Annotated in this window: 18 protein-coding genes, 5 pseudogenes and 1 riboswitch; of the genes and pseudogenes, 15 read left to right on the top strand and 8 right to left on the bottom strand. The window is 57.4% G+C overall.

The genetic code is table 11. The features are described 5' to 3' along the window. Window positions 1-96: 96 nt before the first annotated feature. Window positions 97-462, bottom strand: a complete 366-nt coding sequence (locus MLPF_RS05165; protein ID WP_156146981.1) for a hypothetical protein — start codon at window positions 460-462, stop codon at window positions 97-99. Between the two features lie 411 nt (window positions 463-873). Here MLPF_RS05165 and MLPF_RS05160 point away from each other — a divergent pair, with 411 nt between their 5' ends. Next, window positions 874-1,044, top strand: a complete 171-nt coding sequence (locus MLPF_RS05160; RefSeq protein ID WP_156146980.1) for a hypothetical protein — start codon at window positions 874-876, stop codon at window positions 1,042-1,044. Window positions 1,045-1,096: 52 nt separating this feature from the next. Here MLPF_RS05160 and MLPF_RS05155 read toward each other — a convergent pair. Beyond that, a pseudogene (locus MLPF_RS05155) lies at window positions 1,097-1,950 on the bottom strand (sigma-70 family RNA polymerase sigma factor family protein); the annotation flags it as partial. Between MLPF_RS05155 and MLPF_RS05150 the strand changes: the two are divergent. The 6 genes and pseudogenes from MLPF_RS05150 to MLPF_RS15600 all read left to right on the top strand — a co-directional run. Further along, window positions 1,950-3,187, top strand: a pseudogene (locus MLPF_RS05150) (aminotransferase class III-fold pyridoxal phosphate-dependent enzyme); the annotation flags it as partial. The pseudogenes MLPF_RS05155 and MLPF_RS05150 overlap by 1 nt on opposite strands. A 22-nt stretch (window positions 3,188-3,209) precedes the next feature. Next, a complete protein-coding gene (locus MLPF_RS05145; RefSeq protein ID WP_201775233.1) occupies window positions 3,210-3,407 on the top strand; it encodes a class I SAM-dependent methyltransferase in 198 nt (65 codons plus the stop codon). Between the two features lie 582 nt (window positions 3,408-3,989). Then, window positions 3,990-5,225 carry a D-alanyl-D-alanine carboxypeptidase DacB1 gene (dacB1, locus tag MLPF_RS05140; RefSeq protein WP_045842648.1) on the top strand — a complete coding sequence of 412 codons (1,236 nt, stop codon included), beginning with the start codon at window positions 3,990-3,992 and terminating at the stop codon, window positions 5,223-5,225. Between the two features lie 377 nt (window positions 5,226-5,602). Beyond that, window positions 5,603-5,839, top strand: a complete 237-nt coding sequence (locus tag MLPF_RS05135; RefSeq protein ID WP_237817260.1) for a hypothetical protein — start codon at window positions 5,603-5,605, stop codon at window positions 5,837-5,839. Window positions 5,840-6,008: 169 nt separating this feature from the next. After that, the gene (locus MLPF_RS15605; protein WP_272946079.1) at window positions 6,009-6,131 is read left to right on the top strand and encodes a hypothetical protein; all 123 of its coding nucleotides are present in this window, start codon (window positions 6,009-6,011) and stop codon (window positions 6,129-6,131) included. Further along, entirely contained in the window at window positions 6,128-6,256 is a 129-nt protein-coding gene (locus MLPF_RS15600; protein WP_272946078.1) for a hypothetical protein, read from the top strand. Before MLPF_RS15605 ends, MLPF_RS15600 begins: the two co-directional genes overlap by 4 nt. 1,001 nt (window positions 6,257-7,257) lie before the next feature. Here the strand turns inward: MLPF_RS15600 and MLPF_RS16155 are convergent. Next, window positions 7,258-7,452: a hypothetical protein gene (locus tag MLPF_RS16155; protein WP_345790334.1), complete on the bottom strand. Its 195-nt coding sequence runs from the start codon at window positions 7,450-7,452 to the stop codon at window positions 7,258-7,260. A gap of 62 nt (window positions 7,453-7,514) precedes the next feature. Between MLPF_RS16155 and MLPF_RS16150 the strand changes: the two genes are divergently transcribed. Next, window positions 7,515-7,709, top strand: a complete 195-nt coding sequence (locus MLPF_RS16150; RefSeq protein WP_337588812.1) for a phosphoheptose isomerase family protein — start codon at window positions 7,515-7,517, stop codon at window positions 7,707-7,709. Between the two features lie 646 nt (window positions 7,710-8,355). Further along, the gene (locus MLPF_RS17145; protein ID WP_045842647.1) at window positions 8,356-8,637 is read left to right on the top strand and encodes a hypothetical protein; all 282 of its coding nucleotides are present in this window, start codon (window positions 8,356-8,358) and stop codon (window positions 8,635-8,637) included. A 399-nt stretch (window positions 8,638-9,036) separates the two neighbouring features. Here MLPF_RS17145 and yhjD read toward each other — a convergent pair whose 3' ends face one another. Together yhjD and trpS are read right to left on the bottom strand one after the other, a co-directional pair. Next, on the bottom strand, window positions 9,037-9,963 hold the full coding sequence (yhjD, locus tag MLPF_RS05120; protein ID WP_082082315.1) for an inner membrane protein YhjD: 927 nt from the start codon (window positions 9,961-9,963) through the stop codon (window positions 9,037-9,039). Window positions 9,964-9,974: 11 nt separating this feature from the next. Then, window positions 9,975-11,006, bottom strand: a complete 1,032-nt coding sequence (trpS, locus tag MLPF_RS05115) for a tryptophan--tRNA ligase (protein ID WP_045842646.1) — start codon at window positions 11,004-11,006, stop codon at window positions 9,975-9,977. A gap of 152 nt (window positions 11,007-11,158) precedes the next feature. On the opposite strand from trpS, the gene MLPF_RS05110 reads away from it, so the two are divergent. Beyond that, entirely contained in the window at window positions 11,159-11,953 is a 795-nt protein-coding gene (locus MLPF_RS05110; RefSeq protein WP_175266352.1) for an alpha/beta fold hydrolase, read from the top strand. Here the strand turns inward: MLPF_RS05110 and MLPF_RS05105 are convergent. Continuing rightward, a pseudogene (locus MLPF_RS05105) lies at window positions 11,950-13,028 on the bottom strand (isocitrate/isopropylmalate family dehydrogenase). The gene MLPF_RS05110 and the pseudogene MLPF_RS05105 overlap by 4 nt on opposite strands. Window positions 13,029-13,191: 163 nt before the next feature. Next, window positions 13,192-13,300, top strand: a riboswitch (SAM riboswitch). Between the two features lie 231 nt (window positions 13,301-13,531). On the opposite strand from MLPF_RS05105, the pseudogene MLPF_RS15595 reads away from it, so the two are divergent. The 4 genes and pseudogenes from MLPF_RS15595 to MLPF_RS05090 all read left to right on the top strand — a co-directional run bounded on the left by MLPF_RS15595 (window position 13,532) and on the right by MLPF_RS05090 (window position 16,687). Beyond that, a pseudogene (locus MLPF_RS15595) lies at window positions 13,532-14,227 on the top strand (PLP-dependent transferase). Window positions 14,228-14,244: 17 nt separating this feature from the next. Then, window positions 14,245-14,799 (top strand): PLP-dependent transferase, encoded by a 555-nt coding sequence (locus MLPF_RS15590; protein ID WP_272946077.1) that lies wholly within the window; start codon window positions 14,245-14,247, stop codon window positions 14,797-14,799. Window positions 14,800-14,810: 11 nt separating this feature from the next. Further along, on the top strand, window positions 14,811-15,959 hold the full coding sequence (gene metX / locus MLPF_RS05095) for a homoserine O-acetyltransferase MetX (RefSeq protein ID WP_045842644.1): 1,149 nt from the start codon (window positions 14,811-14,813) through the stop codon (window positions 15,957-15,959). Next, window positions 15,956-16,687 (top strand): annotated as a pseudogene (locus MLPF_RS05090) (class I SAM-dependent methyltransferase). Before metX ends, MLPF_RS05090 begins: the two are co-directional and overlap by 4 nt. Window positions 16,688-17,048: 361 nt before the next feature. Here the strand turns inward: MLPF_RS05090 and MLPF_RS05085 are convergent. Together MLPF_RS05085 and MLPF_RS05080 are read right to left on the bottom strand one after the other, a co-directional pair. Next, window positions 17,049-17,246 carry a DUF222 domain-containing protein gene (locus tag MLPF_RS05085; protein ID WP_236684876.1) on the bottom strand — a complete coding sequence of 66 codons (198 nt, stop codon included), beginning with the start codon at window positions 17,244-17,246 and terminating at the stop codon, window positions 17,049-17,051. A gap of 299 nt (window positions 17,247-17,545) precedes the next feature. Beyond that, window positions 17,546-17,761, bottom strand: coding sequence for a DUF222 domain-containing protein (locus MLPF_RS05080; protein WP_236684874.1), 216 nt, complete (start codon window positions 17,759-17,761; stop codon window positions 17,546-17,548). 920 nt (window positions 17,762-18,681) lie between these two features. Between MLPF_RS05080 and MLPF_RS05075 the strand changes: the two genes are divergently transcribed. Then, window positions 18,682-18,879, top strand: a complete 198-nt coding sequence (locus MLPF_RS05075) for a hypothetical protein (RefSeq protein WP_162196880.1) — start codon at window positions 18,682-18,684, stop codon at window positions 18,877-18,879. Window positions 18,880-20,103 lie beyond the last annotated feature (1,224 nt).

Raw genomic sequence — 20,103 nt, 5'->3', positions numbered from 1 at the left:
GATCGGCCTAAGCGCGGGATATGTTATGCCGTTCGCATTTCAGTCTGCTGCAGATAGCCGTAAAGGCTGGAACTGGCGGTTGAGTTCATCGAGAGTTTAGCGTAGCCGTCGCGCCCGGGCAACGAACGCGTCGAAGGTGATGTTGTCCTCACTATATCCCCATTTCATATGTGAGCTACCCAGAACAACATCCAGACGGCCGTTGATCGTAGCATCGGTTGTGGCGATATCGCCTTCCAGCAGCACCAGATTCAAGAACCCAATGTCGAGCACCAGGACGTCGACTCGCAGCCACTTAGTCGCAACGGGTTTGACCAGCGTAGAAAGCGGCGACGGAACGCCAAGACGATCAGTAGCGAAAAATTTTGCATAGATAAATCTTTCGACACATCGACAGGTAGCAATAACGCTCTTAAGTAACTCGATAACGAACACGTTGAAATAGAAGCGAAAAACTGTCATCTGGGTCACTTGTTCACTTAACCAGTGGCGCTAAAGCGCCATCACGTTATTTCCTTCCGACATCTGATCTACATTTTTTAATAGTTATCGCGTTGACGCAGCCACATCCCGGCGGCCTGTCTCATCTCATGGGTATGACACAGAAAACCCGCATCGAGCCGCTATCCCTGCAAGAAGCACCACTTTGTCCCGCTGATGTACCGCATCGCCAAACAAAGCTACGGCGAGGCGCGAATCTTTCGCCGTCTATGCGCACCATCCCAATCTAGCTCCTGAACGGCGACATCCATGAAATCGCTCTAGAACGCGCGTTGCGCGCCACCAGCCAGTGTTTGCGAGTTGGCCGTGTACTGGACCACCCGCACGTAGGCTGCTTATAGTGTGCCAACTTTGGCGCTATGCTGCAGTACGTTGATAGCCTCGAATATCGAGCGACTAAAGGATGTAAACAACTATACAAATTCTGCGTATTTCATCGACAACAAACACGTTGTCATCGCTATCACCGACGACCCGCGCCCGATTACCTACGAGCAAATCGCTGAGCTACGCGCCCACTTCAGCAACGCCGACATGATCTAATTAAGCTATGACATCGACATCGAGAACATGCGGGGAACACATAAACGCCGAACTAGTCATCATCGATGCAAGTATTTAGTTCCGTTGAAGTGGAATGATTCCGTGGATTACCCCGTAATATATAGCCGATGAACCTATCGGTGTTAGTGAATACCATATAGCGCAAATCTTTCCGTCGCTCATCGTCATCGCGGTGATCCGCGGAGCCATCTCCCGATAGCCATCGATGTCGGAGTAACTTTCGGCGTAGGCGACCAGTTCACCGTTGACCAGTGCCAGCTAATTGACGGTAAAGAACACCAGGCCGTAGCGGCGGGCTGGGGAAACATGAACCGGGCCACCATGTCCGCTCCGTTGATGCCGTGAACTTCTTTGTTCACCTTGCTGTTTGAATCGTCGGTAAAGATAATATCGAGATTAAGCAACAACACCACGGCTTCCAGGTCACCATTTGGCCATTGCGGCCATCAGCTGGCCGACCACTTCGCTGTGACTGGGATCGGGTTTGGGGCAACTCCGCGGCAGCAGCTTTACGGGCCAGCAAGGCTAGCGGCCACGCTGGTCCCCAACACGTCTGCCACATCGGCTAACAGTACGGCGCACCCGTCGTGCAGCATGAACGCGACTCGCTGACCGGGGCCGAGGCGTTCTAAATACCGCCGTTACCACAAACCAGGCATACTCGGCGGCCACCACTGTAGACAGCAGATCGACGCTGTCCAAATCGACGACCACGGATTCGGGAAGCCGATTTACCAGTGTAGGTCTAACGCCAGTGCGTCGCCGACCTCAGTCGATCCAAGCCGAGCCTGACTTACCACACACGATCAGCCAGGCTTTGAGGTCCTCACGTACGATCTCGGCGTCGGCCACAGTTCCGGTTAGCCGATAAACGACCGACATTAGAATGCAATCGTAGCTCTTCCCGGCAAGCCAACACACTGGGGTTCTTTCCACTGTGGGAATACGCCACACCGCTTGCGATCGAATTCGCCGAGCGTCTAGCCAACTATGCTCCAGGCAACCTGAACCGAGTGTTCTTTACCAGCGGCGGCACCAAAGTGGTCGAAAAGTATGGCAACTTGCCAAGCAGCACTTCAGGCTCAACAGCAAACTCGACAAAAATAAGGTCATTTCGCGCTCGATCGCCTACCATGCGCCACCCAAGAGGTACTAGTGATTGCCAGACTACCATTGTTCAAGGCGCCGTTTGAGCCGGTGAAGCTCGGCGGCTTCCGAGTGTCAACACAAACTTCTACCGTGCGCCGGAGCTGATCCATACCGGACATCAAGGCCTTCGGGCAGTGGACTGCTAACCGGACCGCCGAGGCGATCAAGTTTGCAGGATTCCAGACCGTTGCCGCGATCTTCTTGGAACCGGTACGGAAAGCAGGTGATTCCATTCCCGCTTCCCCCTCGCTATTTTGAGCGAGTCTGCGACGAATACGACGTACTGCTGGTCTTCGACAAGGTGATCTGTGCGTTCAGCCGGGCTGGGTCGATATTCATCTGTTACGACTTCGACTACCAGACCGACATGATAACCCTCGCCACGCGGCTGACGTTGGGCTATTCACTACTGAGCACGATAATCACCAGTGACAAGCTGTCGCACTTTTCAACGATGGCAAGACGTCGTTCCCGCACAGCTATACACTCGGCGATCACCAGGTATCGACAGTCGTCGCGCTGGCCAACCCCGATGTCTTCGAGCGCGAGAACCTCAACGAACAAGTAAAACAACACTCACCCGCATTGCACGCCGTCTTGGAGAAATTGTATGACCTGCCGATTGTCGGCGATGTCCGCGGCAAAGGTTATTTCTTCGGCATAGAACTGGTCAAAGACCAGGTGACCAAACAGACCTTCCCGGGCGAGGAACGCCGAACGCTGCCGGGTACCGTGTCGTCGGCACTCTTTGCGGCCGGGCTGGATAGGCACACCGACGACCGCGGCGATTCTGTCATCCAGCTGGCGCCGTCGCTGATAAGTTGATCAGGCCAAGTTAGACACCATCGAATCCATCCCCCTCCTATGCGGCATGCTCACCGAGGCCTACAAGCGACTGCAGGAGCAGGCAATAATCGTTGAAAGCTCATGCCCGGTCGACAGAATCAGCGCCGTGCCCCAAGAGGACGATTAAGACCCCAACATGGCACAGCGATATGCCACCCCAGGTATCGGGTTGGTTTGCACCCGCGGTACCGGAGCCGGTAGTTGAGCACCTCACCGAACTCGCGGCAAGCAGCCGGGCACTGGAATTCGCTTTCGGCACCAGCCGGGTGGCCATCCTGCTGGCCGGGCGCGGTGCGTCCGTCACTGGCATCAAACTTATGCCACGAGATAACCGCCCGGCTCCGTGAGAAGGCCGATGAGACAACTATTCCCGTTACCGCAGGCGATATGACCACCGCCGTGGCTGGCGAGCCAATATGCCCTCTCGCCCCAACAAGCCGAGCGGGTCTCCTGCTTCCGCAATGCGACACACCCTATTCGCCCCCAGTGAGTGCTTCGTAATCGAGCTGTGGGGGCCAAAGTTGCGCACCTTCCCACCTGACAGCAGGAGGCAATGTTTGATTGCGAGCCCGACTACATCGACCTGGATGCCTACCTATGACGTCCTAGAACCAAAGGTTTGTTTCACATAATTTTCGCTTCAGCGACGGCAAACAGACTCACTTATTGCGCAGTCCGCGCTATATACGCTATAAAATAGCGCCAGCCGAGCTTGACCTGATGGCTCAACTCGCCGGATTCCAAATTTAGTAATTTGGTAGAATCGGCACGCGGACTGGTCGGACACCGCGTTTAACGCTGAGTAGCGTTCGCACGTGTCCATATATCCCCTGCCAAGGTTGAATTAGCTACGCCGTGCAACTTCTGTACCATCAGCCACAGCGCGGCTTCCGAGAACTGGACGCCCGATCGCCTACTCTGCACGCACGATGTTTTTTTTACGTTACACTGCATGCCTGCTAGCAACAGTTTTCGCGCTCGCTGGACCAGTCGGGCTGAACCTGCCGACCACCGTGCCAGTCGGACATGCCGAACCGAATGCCGGACCCAACGCCGATCCAGCAACGTGCCCATACCAGGTGGCCACTCCACCGGCGGTGGACTCGTCGGAGGTCCCCCAAGCCGGTAATCCACCGATGCCACTGGCAGTGCCGCCCACACCGGTCGGCGGCGAGGCACTGAACAACTGCGGAATCATCACCGCTCCCGACACACCTCCAGTGCCAGGTGACCTCTCCGCCGAGGCGTGGCTAGTGGCGGATCTGGACAGCGGCGCAGTCATCGCCGCCCGCGATCCACACGGCCGGCATCGCCCGGCCAGCATCATCAAGGTGCTGTTAGCCATGGCGTCGATCAACACGTTCAACCTCAACAAATCGGTCGCCGGAACTGCCGAGGACGCTGCCGCCGAGGGCACCAAGGTCGGCGTCCACGATGGCGGCACATACACCATCAACCAACTATTGCACGGGTTGTTGATGCACTCGGGCAATGACGCCGCGCACGCGTTGGCCATGCAGCTCGGCGGCATGCAGCAAGCGCTGCAGAAGATCAACGTGCTGGCCGCCAAGCTCGGCGGCCGGGATACTCGGGTAGCAACGCCATCGGGACTGGACGGGCCGGGCATGAGCACGTCGGCTTACGACATCGGCTTGTTCTACCGGTACGCCTGGCATAACCCCTCGTTCAGCGACATCGTCGCTACCCGGACCTTCAATTTTCCCGGTCACGGCGACCACCCCGGCTACCAGCTGGAAAACGACAACCAACTACTCTACCAGTATCCGGGCGCGTTGGGCGGCAAGACCGGCTACACTGATGACGCCGGCCAGACGTTTGTGGGCGCCGCCAACCGTAGTGGCCGACGGCTGATGGCGGTTCTGCTGCATGGGACTCGGCAGCCGATTGCGCCGTGGGAACAAGCAGCGCACTTGCTAGATTACGGCTTTAACACCGCAGCAGGAACCCGGATCGGCACGCTGATCGAACCCGACCCCACGATAGCCGGTAACGCGGATCGGCACGGCCATGGCCCACAAGCCGCCGGAATCCTGTCATCAAACGACGCGTTGCCGGTACGGGTAGGCGTAGCGGTTGTCGGTACGTTGATCGTGTTCGGGTTGATCATGATCGCGCGTTCGCTAAACCGCCGGCAGCAACACTGAACGGGTGCCTGCACAATACTGGTTTGACTCAATCACATTTGGTTGTGGCGGCGTTTCTGCCTTGACGAAGACCCCTAACCAGGACGTTGCCCTGGTGCTCGATGTGTCTTACCTTCGAACGCTCCGACCTTGTCATTGAGTGCGCAACGCCCGGATGTCGTTCAGCTGACTCGCTCCTCGCAGTACGGACTAAGTGGTTGAGCCCACCTCATCCAGCATCGGCGTCATCTAAGACTACGGCCTTTTCCGGCATCGCTGGCGGCGCTGATGTTCAGCACCAACCAATTCGTCCTTACCAAAAGGCAAACAAGCAATGCTGACGACGATCGCAGTACTCGGCCAGATCGCCAAAACTTTCGGCGCCAGCGTGCTAGCCAATGCAGTCCGCACGTAAGAAGTCGATTGTGCTGATCCTCGTAGGCTACGTGGTCTTCGCGCTGCTGAGTGCACGTTCGGTATCGTTGCCGATGCTATTGACTGGCCTGACCATCAGCATGACCGTGGTGATCATGCCGGTGTACTTCGCCGGGATCCTCATCGGTCGCGGTGCGCGGATCGTTGCTGACCGCCCACCAAGTGGCGATCGTCAGCGGGAATCCTCCTCGGCTATCTAACTAATTACCTGTTGGTTGTTGGTCGGTACGCACAGCTGGCAATGGATTATGGGGCGCACTGTGGTGACCGCGACGCTGTTGCTGTCGATCGTTGGTGCGCATGTCATATATTGCGCGCTAATACCAGCTGAATAGCCGAGTCGTCAACGATCGCCGGGCGCTGCAACAAGTGGAGCCCGAGGACCACGTCGACACCGAACTTGCCGAGATTCCCCGTGTCCTCAACGAAGACAAGCGTGGCGTGTCCGCGATGCTGCGGCGGTCGTATTCGGCGGGGCCACCGTTTTCGTGATCACCCCGGGCTTTCTCGCCCAGATTACCGGCATTGAAGCAATCATCTCCTACAGCTCTCAGCTATTAGCGACCATGGGCTTTCAGGGCAACAGCGCGCTGCTTGCGTTGCCGGCGCTCGGGTAGTTCGCCGGTGTGTATCGCGCTAGTTTTGGTCGACCGGAGGGGTCAGCGCCAAATCCTATTAGCCTGCATCGCAATCGTGCGCACCGCCGACGTCGTGTTGACTGCGATGTTCCTCCAAGGATTCAGCGGTGCTAGGCCGTTATTAAAATTCGGCTGCGTGCTGTTGTTCAACACAGGCTTTAGCTTCGGGTTCGGCTCGCGAGGGTGAATGTACGCTTGCGAGGCAAGTCCAACTCTGCTGCGGTCGACGGGGTCAAACGCCCTACTCGCCTCCAATCTGATGACCAACGCGATCGTCGCCGCAAAATTACTGATTATGCCGCATTCACTAGGTTTTCACAGGCACTTTCGCAGTGTTTAAGCTATTTGCGTCGATTGCTTTCACTGTTGTTTATCGGCATGCGCCAAAGACCAAAGGGCGCCCACTCGAGGGGATCCAACACTTCTGGGGAAACCGGCAAGCGCTGGCTTAAAGAAACACCCACTGCCGCTGATAGTCGATCATGACCGCTCAGGTTCAGCTGATGGCCGCAGAGATCGCCGAACAACCTGCGGTGTGGCGACGGTTATTAGCCGACAGCGCCGACCCAATCGCCGCTTAGATAGACCGGATCTCCTCTGCCGCAAATCGATTCGCTCTTTTTATTGCTCGTTGCAGCAGTGACAACGCAGTACAATACACCAAATACCCCAACGAAATAATCCACAGGTTACCGGCATGGTGTCGCCGTCAACGATGACAGTATAGAGAACCCACCCGAAACTGCACGACGTGCTCTACGTCGCAGTGGGCCAGTCGGGCGACTCGCCGGACCTGATGCGATCCGTCGAAGTGGCCCATTAGCTCGGGTTGTTGACCCTGGCCGTGACCAACAACCCGAGCTCCGACGTAGCGGTCGCCACCGAAATCCACGTAGACGTGCCCGCCGGGACGGCACGTTCGACTGCAGAAACCATCATATACCGCCGAGCTGCTAGCATTGCATTTATTGTTCATTCAGCTAAGCGGTTTCGACGGTGCGCACCCGATGCAGCTGCCAAAACTGGGTGAACACGTACTGGCGTGCGATTTCAGCACCCTTGCCCAGCGCTACCGGTTCGCTCAGCGGTTGATCATCACTGGACGCGGCTACTCCTATCCCACCACCTGCGAAACAACACTCAAACTGATGGAGACGTGCTATCTTTCCGTTCACGCGCTTTCGCGTGTCAACTTGCTGCACGGGCCCGCTTGTCACAGTGGATACCCAGGTAATCGGTGTTAGCCATCGTCCCCGAAGGCGCCAGCGGCCGGGCAATACTGCCGACGTTGTCCCGCTCGATACAACGTGGGGCCGACGTTTTCATCATCGACACTGGCCCCACGCCTGGGCACTTGACAGGTCGGATCACATTGCTCGGCAAGCTACCCGATGAACTGTCACCGTTGCTGGAAATCTTTCCGCCGCAATAGCCAACACTTCACTTGGCGATTGCCCGCAGTGAGGATCTCGATAGTCCGCCCGGGATGCACAAGGTGACGCGGACCCTGATCAGTGCCGGAACAGTGGCCATCAACGGACAAATCTGCCGATCAAACTAGCTACAGACAGCCGGCTGGCAGATCCTGGCCTGTCAAACCGGCACACCTTTTCGGTCAGACTACAGTATTTTTCTAATTCCATTGTAGTTAATGGTTTTATCGACATTCATATGCACTGCTGCGGCGGATCGTACACCGACAGAAACCGCCAAGAGGTGACTAAGAACACCGTATTCACCTGCGGCACGACACCACGACGAAGCTGGCTAATTTGGTCACCGCCATGTACGCAAAATTATCCTGTGCTGTAAGCTAACTCGCCGATACAACGCACCGTGTCATTGTAGCAGGAATCCACTTGGAGGGACCGTGGTTGAGCCTAGCACAGTGCGGAGCACACGACCGCACGCAGTTATGTGATACGGATCGCGCTGGAAGTCGATGCCATACGCGCCATTGGCGCCGACGCGATCCGGACGATAACAGTGGTACCCGAACTACGCGGAAGCGATGCAGCGCACCAGCATTTTCATTAGACGGATATTACTGTCGCCGTAGGACATAACGGATACGATATATGAGCAGGCAACGCAAGCCATCACTCTGGGCGCGACCGTCGGCACCCATCTATGCGATGCCGCCGCTGCACCAGCGTGCACTCGGACCCGCGCTGGCGTTACTGGCCGACCCTCGCGTCATCGTCGAGTTCATCGCCGACGATGCACATGTGTACCTCGCCACAATGCACGCCGTGATTCATACGGCGGACCCTAACCAGGTCACCGATGCCATCACCGCGTCCAGATGTGACTGCGGATTTTCTGCTTGGCGCGGTTTAGATCGACGTGGTTCGGGTTAAGAGAACACCGACGATTGCCGACAGCACTGCTGCCATGGATCAGCTCTTCCGCAGAGTTGTCCAGATCGGCTCAGCGTCGGGCTAGGACTTTGATGCGGCGCTGACTGCCGCGGTCCAGATGACCGCAGCGACACCAGCCCGGGCTCTCGGATTCGGCAGCGTGAGCCGCCTGCGGGCAGTTCTGGACGCCAATCTTGTTTTACTAGAATGCGATTTGCAGGTGACGGTCTTCATGGCGCATGGCAACTGGGCAGATAGCCGACCCAGCACACACCTGGTTTCCATCACAGTAACCGTGGACCGATCGCTGGCGGGCTAGCTGGGAAAATACTAACTCACCAACGGATTCCACGACCATCGTGATCAGCGTCTGGCGTATGCTAAGAACCGCTTTCGGCTCTACTCACGGAAAGATGACCACGGGAGTTGAACGTGACAGGCTTCACGCTCAACTCCGTTGCCGCTTGTCGCCGCCCAGGCAGCCGCAAACAAGACCAAATACGCTGTGAAATAAGAGAAAACCATCACACCAAGCACCGGACCGAACGCGCGGCCTACCGGGCTGTGTATCACTATCTGCAGGTAGATCGATCCCACTTGCTTGAAAAATTCGAACCCGACGGCAGCTATCAACCCGCCACGCATCGAGGCAACCAAACTGACAGACTCCCGCGGCAACCAAGCAATCATCCAGGTGAACAACAGCCAGGACACCAGCATCGACACCAAGATCGACACACCCTTAAAGATCACACTGAACGCAGAAAAGTCGGGTATTCCAACCCATCTCAGTATAGCGGCCATCGGAGCCTGATGGCCCACCGCGGTGAGCGCGAAGGTGGTCAAGATTACCACGAATGTTCCCACCATCGCCAAGAGATCAGACAGTTTGTTGCGTAGCAAGCCCGATGAACCGATATGCTGCTCCCACCACATTTTGGTCAACGCAGCACGCAGATGCGACATCCAGCCCAGACCAGCCCACGCTGCGGTAGCTAGGCCGACGACGCCGACGGACGCGCGTGCATCGATCGCCTGATTCATCAAGTCAACCAGCTCCTGTCCCAGCTGACTAGATGCCGCAGAACGAATGTGGTCGTCGATCGTGGTCAGCAACCCTGGACGACGAGACAGCACGAATCCCACCACCGAGCAACTGACCATCGACAAAGGAAACAGCGCGAAGATCGTGTAGTAGGTGAGACCGGCCGCAAAGAAGCTGCCGTTACGCTCGTCGAAGCGCTGGTATGCGCGCACAACATGGTCGAGCCATCTGAACCGGCCCAGCAGCCGGTCGACGATCCCCGTGTGGGCCGGTTCCGTCATGGCGTTACGCCTTAACCCCGTTGCGGAAGAAAGCCCAGCCGATCGTAAACCCGCTGCACCGTCTTGCCAGCCACATTTTGAGCACGCTGCGCTCCGACCGCAAGCACAGCCTCCAATTCGGTTATGTCGGCCATCAATTCGTCGACCCGGGCTTTGATCGGGCTTACGAACTCAACCACGGCCTCGGCGGTGTCTTTCTTAAGGTCGCCATAACCGTGGCCGACGTAGCGCTGCACAAGGGTATCGACATCAACCCCGGTGACTGCGGACTGGATGCTCAGCAAGTTCGACACACCCGGCTTGACGTCCGGATCGTACCGGATCTCTCGTTCACTGTCGGTCACCGCTTCTCGAATCTTCTTGGCGGACAACGAAGGATCGTCTAGCAGGTTGATCACCCCAGCATCGCTGGACGCCGATTTACTCATTTTCGACGTCGGGTCGGCCAAATCGTAAATCTTGGCAGTCATCTTGGTAATGAGCACGTCGGGAACCATGAAGGTTTCCGGGAAGCGGCCATTGAACCGCTGTGCCACGTCGCGCACCAGCTCTAAATGTTGCCGCTGATCCTCCCCCACGGGCACCAAATCGGCATCGTAAGCCAACACGTCGGCAGCCTGCAACACAGGGTAGGTGAACAGGCCGACGTTGGTGGAGTCGGCGCCTCGACGCAGTGACTTGTCTTTGAACTGTGTCATCCGCGACACCTGTCCGAAGCCGGTAAAGCAACCCAGCACCCACGCCAACTGCGTGTGAGCAGGTACATGGCTTTGCACGAAAACGACGCTGCGCCCCGGATCGATACCCAGGGCCAGGTATTGCGCGGCGGTGACCAGGGTCCGGCGCCACAGTGTCTCGGGATCCTGCGCGGTGGTTAGGGAGTGCAGGTCAACCACACAGAAGAACGCTTCATATTCGTCTGGATGATCGTACTGCAGCGCAACCCACTGGGTGATGGCGCCCAGCGCGTTACCGAGGTGAAGCGAATCAGAAGTGGGCTGCACGCCGGAGAAAATCCGGCTGAATCCGGTAGCGGTGCTCATGATGCCTCGATCTTTTCACGTGAGCTTTTTCATCCGTGCCGGACTGCCAACATCTACGATACTGGCCAGTACAAGCTTGCGGTACCCGTGGTAACATCTTTAGAGTCGACAGCATGCGCCAGCCGATTCACCTTGGTTCTGGAGAGCCGGTCCTGCTACTACACCCGTTCATGATGTCCCAGACAGTGTGGGAAATTGTGGCCCCGCAGTTGGCCAACACCGACCGATACGAGGTATTCGCTCCGACGATGGCCGCCCACCATGGTGGACCGCCCGCGAGCAGCTGGATGATGAGCGTTTCGACGCTGGCCGACCATGTAGAGCAGCAACTCGACGAGCTGGGCTGGGAGACCGCCCACCTCGTCGGCAACTCGCTCGGCGGGTGGGTCGTCTTCGAGCTTGAGCGGCGAGGGCGGGCACGTAGCCTCACCGGTATCGCCCCGGCGGGCGGTTGGACACGCTGGAGCCTGGTCAAGTTCGAAGTGATCGCCAAGTTCGCCGCTGGGATGCCATTGGTGGCGGTGGCCCGCGGGTTCGGTTCGCGGGCGTTATCCCTACCGTTCAGCCGCTGGTTAGCCAGCCTGCCGCTAACCGGATCGCCGGCAGGGCTGAGCGAACATCAACTACGCAACATCGTAGAAGATGCCGGGCACTGCCCAGCCTACTTCCTGCTGATGATCAAGACGCTGCTGCAACCTGGGCTACAAGAGTTGGCGGATATCACTGTGCCCGTTCTGTTGGTGCTCTGTGGGAAGGACCGAGTACTCCCGCCGCCCAGGTACAGCCGTCATTTCACCAATCACCTGCCCGAAGGAACTCCGGTCACCAAGCTCGATGACATGTGGCACGTTCCGATGTTCGATGCGCCCGAGGTAATCACCAAGATCATCGCCAACTTCATCGACCAATGCAGCGAGCCGGCCGAGGCCGCTAGCCCGGCGAGTTAGCCGAGCGCCTTCTTCAAGTTGTCGGCGATCGAATCGAGAAATTCTTCACTGTTTTGCCAGTACCACTCGGGGCCGATTGAGGCGGGCCAGGTCCTTAGTCACCTTCCCCGCTCTCGATCGTGCCGATGACAACACTCTTTCAGCTCCTGGAGGAAATTGACCACTTCCAAATTGCCGTCCAGCTTGCCGCGATGCTGCAATCCACACGTCCAAGCGAAGATCGAGATGATCGGATTTTTTGAGGTCGGTTCGCCGGCTTAATGCTGTCGGAAATGGCGGGTGACGGTGCCGTGTGCGACCTCGACTTTGGGGACACCGCCTTACCGTCATCAGTCCTAGCGAACCGTAGCCCTGCGCAACGATGTCTGTATTACATGTCGCCATCGTAATTCTTGCAGACCCACACATAGCCTCCTTCCCACTCGAGGCAGGCTGCTAACATGTCGTCAGGTATACTAGACCACTTGGCGTTCAAGGCACTAAGAAAACAAGGCAAACGAAATCTCGGGTAGAATCGTTAAACATTATACCGCCCCTCACGACACCAACCATCGGAGGGAATCGACACCGTCTCGCACACGAGCGGCTCGCTGCCGTCGGATCGAAATGAAAGTGATTGAGTTAAGGTGCCGGACCGGTCAACTTTGAAGTTGGTCGTCCGATACTGATCACCAAAAAACTTGACTTACTATAGACAATCGGCTTGGCCTAACTCAAAACCATTAGCGGTAAATTAGATATTACAATCGGCTCACGAAAGCTATTTCTGAACAATATATTTCGGATAGTTTTGTTGGGCGAAATCCAAATCTTCTTCAGATTGAATTCCTGGACGCGGTTCTCGCCAGAAGTGGTCATGACATACTCAAAATCCATACCGTGCTTCTTAATGGCATGGACAGTATCGATCGTTATCCAGTCGTCAATGCAATCGCGGTGCCCGATGCCCAGGTCGTAATAGTCCAGGTTGATGTCCAGATGCAACAGGATCAACATGTCTTTGATGAACTTCCCAGATGACGCGGATCAACCCACCACCATCGAACCCGACTACCGGGCCTTTGACTTTGCTCATGGGTTCATGGACATGCGAGTCTAAATCCTCAGCCCTTGTCAGCGATTGCCTGTCAAGGCAAGCCCACCATACAGCCTTGATGGGCTAGTAGGGCCGCTAAACGGCCAGCTAGAGTCGTCAGAGTTGACGTCGGATCGGTGCCCCATGCGATAGGCTGTAAGTGGGTCATGAGCACCAGCATCAAGCCCCGGCTTGCTGGCCGGCAACCATCCCACCGCAGTGAGGGTGCCCCGGGTGGGTAGCAAGAATCGGCTACGCGGCAAGCGCGGGTCCGCCGTGACGGACTCATTAGCACAGTGAAACGTGATGTGCGCCCCCATTCAGCTATGTGTATCGCTGCTAGCCAACAACATTGGTTGACGTCATTAGCGATGACGTCTTAGCCCTGAGTGCCCCAAGTACCCGATTCGCCCACTTCCGAGCAGAAGGCAGCCCAAGTGAGCTCTGAAAAAGCCCCCGGGCCGAGTCAATCGCGAATTGGGCATTCGAAACGAAACAGATTCATGCTAGGCAGAGCTCCAAATCGGCCACCAACACCCGTACGCTGCCAATCCACCAGACCTACCTCCTACACGTTCACCAACACCGCACTCTTCGGGCTGGAGGTTCCGGGCAACATCTACGCCCGAATCGGCAACCCGGCCACCGATGTAGTCGAGCAACGCATCGCCGCGCTCGAGGGCGGCATGGCCACACTGTTCCTTGCTTCTGGCAGGCCACGGAAACGTTCGCCGCCTTGAACCTGGCCGGAACCGGTGATCCCATCGTGTCCAGCCCACGGCTCTACCAGCGGAACCTATAACTTGCTCCACTACTCGCTGGCCAAGATCGGCATCGAAGACAGCTGCGTAAAGGATCCCGACGATCTGGATTCGTGGCAGGCAGTGGTCCAACCGAACACCAAATCGTTCTTCAGCAAGACCATCTCCAACCCGCAGATCGACCTGCTGGATACTCCCGGTGTCGCCGAGATCGCCCACGCCAACGGGCTACCGCTGACTGTCGACAACACCGTCGCGACGCCCTATCTCACCCAGGGCATAAACACCTTGGTGCACTCGGCGACCAAATATCCAAGTGGGCCTGGCGCCGTGATCGTCAGAATGATAGTCGACGACGGTACCTTCGGCTGGACACAAGGCCACTTCCCCGAATTCATCACACCCAATCCCAATTACCAAGGAGGTGGTGTATCCTGAGCTCAGAACACTGGCGTATGCACTCAAAGGTTCGCATACAGTTGTCGCGTTACTACAGATCCGTGGCTTCATCTTTCAACGCGTTCTTGTTGGCCGAAGGTCTCGAGACGCTGAGTCTGCAGGTGAAATGGTACGTCGTCAATGTGCAGCTGGGCGCCGAGTTTTTGGCCGGCCGCCGAAACAACAACCAAGGCGTGGTGTTCATGAACTATGCGGGACTGCCCAGTTCGCCATGGCATGAACGGACAAGGAAGCCGGCGCCCAAAGGAAATGGAGCTGTTCTGTCGTTTGAGATGGCCAGTTGCACAGAGGCCGGCAAAACGTTCGTGAACGCGCTGAAACTGCACAGTCACGTCGTCTACATCGGCGACGTGCACTCGCTGGTGAATCATCCGGCTTCAAGCACCCCCGGCCAGCTGACGCCGAAGGCACAACTGTACACCGACGTCAGCCTGGGCTTGGTGAGGCTCGCCGTAGGCCTCGAAAGCATCGACGACATCCTGATCGACCTAGAGCTCGGCTTCGCGACGGTCCACCAGAGCAGTGATCCGCAGGCTATGGCCGCCTTTTGAGGGCTCCTGACATGACAATCTCCAAGGTCTCTACCCAGAAGCTGCCGGCCGAAGGCCAGGTCGGCTTGGTCGACATCGGCTCGCTTACCACCGAAAGCGGTGCTGTCATCGACGACGTCTGTATCGCTGTTCAGCGCTGGGGGAAATTGTCGCCCACGCGAGACAACGTGGTGATGGTACTGCATGCACTCACCGGTGACTCGCACATCACCGGGCCCGCCGGCCCCGGGCATCCCACACCCGGCTGGTGGGACTGGATAGCTGGGCCGGGCGCACCGATCGACACCAACCGCTGGTGCGCGATAGCCACCAACGCGCTGGGTGGTTGCCGTGGCTCCACTGGCCCTAGTTCGCTTGCCCGCGACGGAAAGCCCTGGGGCTCAAGATTTCCTCTGATATCTATACGCGACCAGGTAGAGGCAGATATTGCCGCACTAGCCGCCATGGGAATTACCAAGGTCGCCGCCGTCGTTGGAGGATCTATGGGCGGCGCGCGGGCCCTAGAATGGATGGTCGGCCACCCAGACCAAGTCCGGTCTGGGCTGTTGCTGGCGGTCGGTGTACGCGCCACCGCCGACCAGATCGGCACCCAAACCACCCAAATCGCAGCCATCAAGACCGACCCGAACTGGCAGGGAGGCGACTACTACGAGACGGGGAGGGCACCAGAGAACGGCTTGACGATCGCCCGCCGCTTCGCCCACCTGACCTATCGCAGCGAGGTCGAGCTCGACACCCGGTTTGCCAACAAAAACCAGGACAATGAGGACCCAGCGACGGGTGGCCGTTACGCGGTGCAGAGTTACCTAGAGCACCAGGGTGACAAGCTATTGGCCCGCTTTGACGCAGGCAGCTACGTGGTCTTGACCGAGACGCTGAACAGCCACGACGTTGGCCGTGGCCGCGGCGGGATCGGTACAGCGCTGCGTGGGTGCCCAGTACCGGTGGTAGTGGGTGGCATTACCTCAGATCGGCTCTACCCGCTGCGCTTGCAGCAGGAGCTGGCCGAGCTGCTGCCGGGCTGCACCGGGCTGCAGGTTGTAGACTCTATCTACGGGCATGACGGCTTCCTGGTGGAATCCGAGGCCGTGAGCAAATTGATCCGTCAAACTCTCGAATTAGCCGACGTGGGTTCCACAGAAGACGCGCGTTCGCAATGACCCGCGCTAGTGGTGATTTCCAGCAACGGCGTAGCAGGATACAACAAATCACACTTACCCAACCCAGGCGCGACCGCTCCCTGTCGTTCGGCTCCGCGGCTGCCACCTATGATAAAAGCGAAGACGTCCGTCTGACCCACCCAAGGCGATCGACTGGCTGTTACGGACCGGAGCGCGCAAGGTAGCCGACCTGGGTGCGGACACCGGCAAACTGACCACTCGTCTGATCTAACGCAGCTTGGACGTCGTTGCCGTCGACCTGATTCCCGAGATGCTGGAAGTGCTGCGTACTTCTTTACCAGACACTCGTGCACAGCTAGGAACCGCGGAAGAGATTCCTTTGGAGGGCAACAGTGCTGACATCGTTCTGGTAACCCAGGTGTAGCACTAGGGCGATCTCACGCGAGCCATTCCCGAGGTGGGTCCAGACGCTCCAGCCAAGCAGACCACTGGGCGTGGTGTGGCATACCCGCGACGAACGACTCAGCTGGGTAAGCAAGTTAGTTAAGACCATCGGACGTGACGGCAACCCGGTCCGCAACAAAGTGACTCTGCCGGCACCGCTCACAGATATGGAGCGTCATCAAGTCAAATGCACGAGTCAGCTTACTCCGCAAGCATTGATCGATCTAGTGGCGTCCGTAGCTAATTGCATCTCGACCAGGTACGTGAGTTTCTGGACACCTATCCTAGCGCTGATGCACTCGGCTGGCCTGGCACTTCTCTAGGTAACCATGTGTATTCGAGCGACATGGGCCACCTAGCGCAGGCTAACTCGTCTCGCCGTCTTCGTCACTGTCCCCGGTGCATAGGAATTTCAGGAATGCCAGAAAGTAGTTAGTTCTGAGTTTGGCCTCGGTCAACGTGAGACGGTGGTATCCACTCCGTGTCATCGCCGGTGCGTTTTCGGATGATCCAGCCACCGGGTTTGAGTAGGCGATGTGGGGTCCGCAGCCAAAGGTTAAGTTATTGACTTCGATGGTGCGGAATCTGACATGGCCGGTTGCATGATGCACCTCGCAGTAGTAGCCACACAAGGTGCATCCCGGAGGACGAGCAGCTAAAGTAATTGGCTTACAATACTATTCGCTATACAGGCGAGGACGTCAGCTTGGTGTAATACAGCGGCAGCGCTTTGCGCTTATCGAAGATCTCCAGATAGTGCCGGACGTGGCGGGCCAGCTGGATCACGTCGAACATCAGCAAAATGGTACCCCGACCACTGAGGCCCTTGCGGGCGGCGGCTTCCAGTTCGCTCAGTGTCGTGGTGACGATGATGGACGCCAATACCCCGTTTTGCTGGGACAGCTTCCCGGATGCCAGCAGACATTGAACCCGTCATGATTGCGCTGCGCAAGACTACGGGTATACCGCTCGATCACGTCTTGGCTGTGCATGCCGTCTACACACGCGGCGCCATCGGTGATATGACCCATGCTGGGGAGGAAGCCAGTTGGCCAACACCGCTTTTAAAATGACGCGCAGATCAGGGCCTGATCACGCAGCGCAGGCATGCCGTCAGCTTCTTGCTTGCCCAAGGTCAGCACACGCCGGCGGGCTCAAACGTCGTCGCTGTACATGCTACTTTACGTGCCATTGGGATTGAGGCAGTCGGCGAGCGTGTCAGCAAACCCGGCCAGCTGCTCGGGCGGAAACTGAGTTCCCTTCTTAGCCAAATCGACTTCGGCGCGCTCGCGGATCTCCGCATCGACCCAGCCAGGTAGCTGGTGACAAAAACCGACGTTTACCACGACATGGCCAGTGCTGAGTTGTCCGGCGCGTTGGGCTTCGGCGACGGCCAACTGTGGTGGTAATGGTCAGCCGGTGATCGCGCACCGTTCACCGAGGCCAGCAGTTTCGCGGATACATAGGGATGCTTCAGTGCGGCTGACCAAGGTCCACTCGGCAAGCGTGTAGGAGAGTTTGCCACCAAATTCTTCTGGGTTAGCTTTGCGAGTAAAGGAATTGATTAGGTGTATGCTGCACTCTGGGAAAACATCGGCACACCCACTCACAACGCTCCAACAATTCCGGGCTGGTCAACACATCGAATGCCAGCGCGGCCAGGCCATCAACCGCAGCATCCAATGCGTTGAGACAGCCACCGTGATCCACTGCACAATCAACGACCCCTCACACAACGCCATATATTCACACTAGCCCAGTCCACTGACATTTAGGTTTAGGTGAGTGCCGACAGACGACCCAGCCTATCTACTGGAACACAAAGGTGATTCCGAGTTTTGAGTGGTCGTCCTCGGACACGGTCTGAGCAGGCTGGTGTCTCTATCTAGGCTACTCCTGTCGAGACTCGAACTTCCTGGACCCTGACGAGAATGTGCTTAGAGCTGATATTGGGTATCGACATGGCCTGCTAGGTTGCTCACCAAACATCGCTTGTTCGCCCTGATAGAACGTTTGCATGAACCGGACGCAAGTTTCCTTCCACCCAGCCCGTCAAATTTGAGAAGTTCTGAACGCAGATCAGGCTGCGGTGAGCAAGACGCCTTGCGGGTGGTAATGGCACCGCCCCGCAACCCATGGACCTGGATCGCATCATGGTTTCGCCACCGCGGCCTGCCCGTATCTCAATGCCGCCAACCACCCAGTCGGCGGCATACTTGCGCTCCTACTACTCCAAATACATCGAAAGAGCACCGGGACTCCAAGCTGGAGACCCAACTACCGCTGCTACCGTCAGCGAGACTGACCGAAAACACCGGTGACGGACCCTGCCGAACTACTGCGACGGGTGGTCAAGACCCGCACCTCGAACGTCAAGCGCCGTACCGCCGTCCTCCAACGCCTCGACGGCCAGTTCGAGCTGCTTGGGCCGGCTTGGTATGACCGCACTGAGATCCAACTACGGCAAGGTCACACTGGCGCTGCTGACCCGCTACGCCGACCCCCCACAGCCTGATCCGTTTCGGGTATGTCCGGCCTGACCCGTTTTTGGATACGCTACTCCTCGGGACGCTTAGCACGAACACTCACGCCACCATAGTGTTGACCCCCGTTCAAGAACTACTGCAGCTGTGGGGATCTGGCACTGGAGTCCGGATCGACTTAGCCAAACTGGCCGCCAAGCATCACCACCGAGACCAAGCAAGCCCAGATGCTCACTGAGCAGAACAAGGATTTCGATGAACGCTGCGCTAACTTCTATTGAGGCCAACCCGGCCAGGAACCATCGCACGACCCTCCGGTGTCAGACCTACCACCTGCGCCGTCATAGCCGGCCCACGCCGGTTTTCACTCCCTGGCCGCTATCGCCGTATCCCCAAGCTAAGCCAATCCGGGCAAGCCAAACATCAAAACGAGCTTACCAATGTCGGTGACCCCCTGCTACAGAAAACCCTCTTCATCGCCGCCGACCAAATCCGCAACTAGCGAGACATAAACGACTCATGACGACCAAGCACCCCTACAACTCGACGACCTGCCAAGTAGCCACCAACCTACTCACCAGTATAGCAACACGCTGGCGCACCGGGCAACACAACATCCTCCGCGACACCGCAGGCCGGTCCAGCACCTAAGGTAAAACGGTCTTCGTATCGTCTGCACCCACCACACCATCGACAAAAAGACCCGAATCAACGCCGCCTCCAAACGCCACTCGCGGCGCCAGAAAGGTAGGAGGGAAATAACAACAGAAGCCGCCAAGCTACCCAATTCACCACTCCGTCACCCCAGTACAAGATCCACCAAAGTCACTTGACTTCGCTTAGTAACTAAAAACCCCGCACCGACACCAAAGTGAAGCAAGCTGTTTCTCCTAAAGCGGAAGAACATTGTCGACAAGTTTACTATAAGTGATTGCGTCATAAAACAAGTTGTTTCGTATTGACCCCTCAGAAATCGAGCTGGAGAACATGATCTGTTTGTGGTCGTATTTCTTACGAATTGCATTCAACTGCAACATATTCGAGCAAAAGTAGCGTGAAGCCTAACCGAAAAATGTTGCACTGCGAGGTGGGTATGCATTGAGTAATTACGTAGCCACGGATACCTTGCCAAGGTTGGGCTGGTCGTATCACTGCAGTACCGCGAACCACCGACGCTAGGGGAAAGCGAAATCTGCCGATGCCACTTCGGCCATGGCACCGCCGAGCGAGTCGACGAACACCGACACCGACCCGGC

This window comes from Mycobacterium lepromatosis, assembly GCF_000975265.2.
GTDB lineage: Bacteria > Actinomycetota > Actinomycetes > Mycobacteriales > Mycobacteriaceae > Mycobacterium > Mycobacterium lepromatosis.
The sequence above is the reverse complement of the archived record's forward strand: the minus strand, read 5'-3'. Positions and strand labels throughout refer to the sequence as shown.

What these genes read in the sequence shown, in the direction of transcription:
- MLPF_RS15590 (WP_272946077.1), top strand. Translation starts at nt 14,245, where the DNA reads ATGCACTCAAAGGTTCGCATACAGTTGTCGCGTTACTACAGATCCGTG.
- yhjD (WP_082082315.1), bottom strand. Translation starts at nt 9,963, where the DNA reads ATGACGGAACCGGCCCACACGGGGATCGTCGACCGGCTGCTGGGCCGG.
- MLPF_RS05165 (WP_156146981.1), bottom strand. Translation starts at nt 462, where the DNA reads ATGACAGTTTTTCGCTTCTATTTCAACGTGTTCGTTATCGAGTTACTT.
- metX (WP_045842644.1), top strand. Translation starts at nt 14,811, where the DNA reads ATGACAATCTCCAAGGTCTCTACCCAGAAGCTGCCGGCCGAAGGCCAG.
- MLPF_RS05145 (WP_201775233.1), top strand. Translation starts at nt 3,210, where the DNA reads ATGCCACCCCAGGTATCGGGTTGGTTTGCACCCGCGGTACCGGAGCCG.
- MLPF_RS17145 (WP_045842647.1), top strand. Translation starts at nt 8,356, where the DNA reads ATGAGCAGGCAACGCAAGCCATCACTCTGGGCGCGACCGTCGGCACCC.
- MLPF_RS05135 (WP_237817260.1), top strand. Translation starts at nt 5,603, where the DNA reads ATGCAGTCCGCACGTAAGAAGTCGATTGTGCTGATCCTCGTAGGCTAC.
- trpS (WP_045842646.1), bottom strand. Translation starts at nt 11,006, where the DNA reads ATGAGCACCGCTACCGGATTCAGCCGGATTTTCTCCGGCGTGCAGCCC.
- dacB1 (WP_045842648.1), top strand. Translation starts at nt 3,990, where the DNA reads ATGTTTTTTTTACGTTACACTGCATGCCTGCTAGCAACAGTTTTCGCG.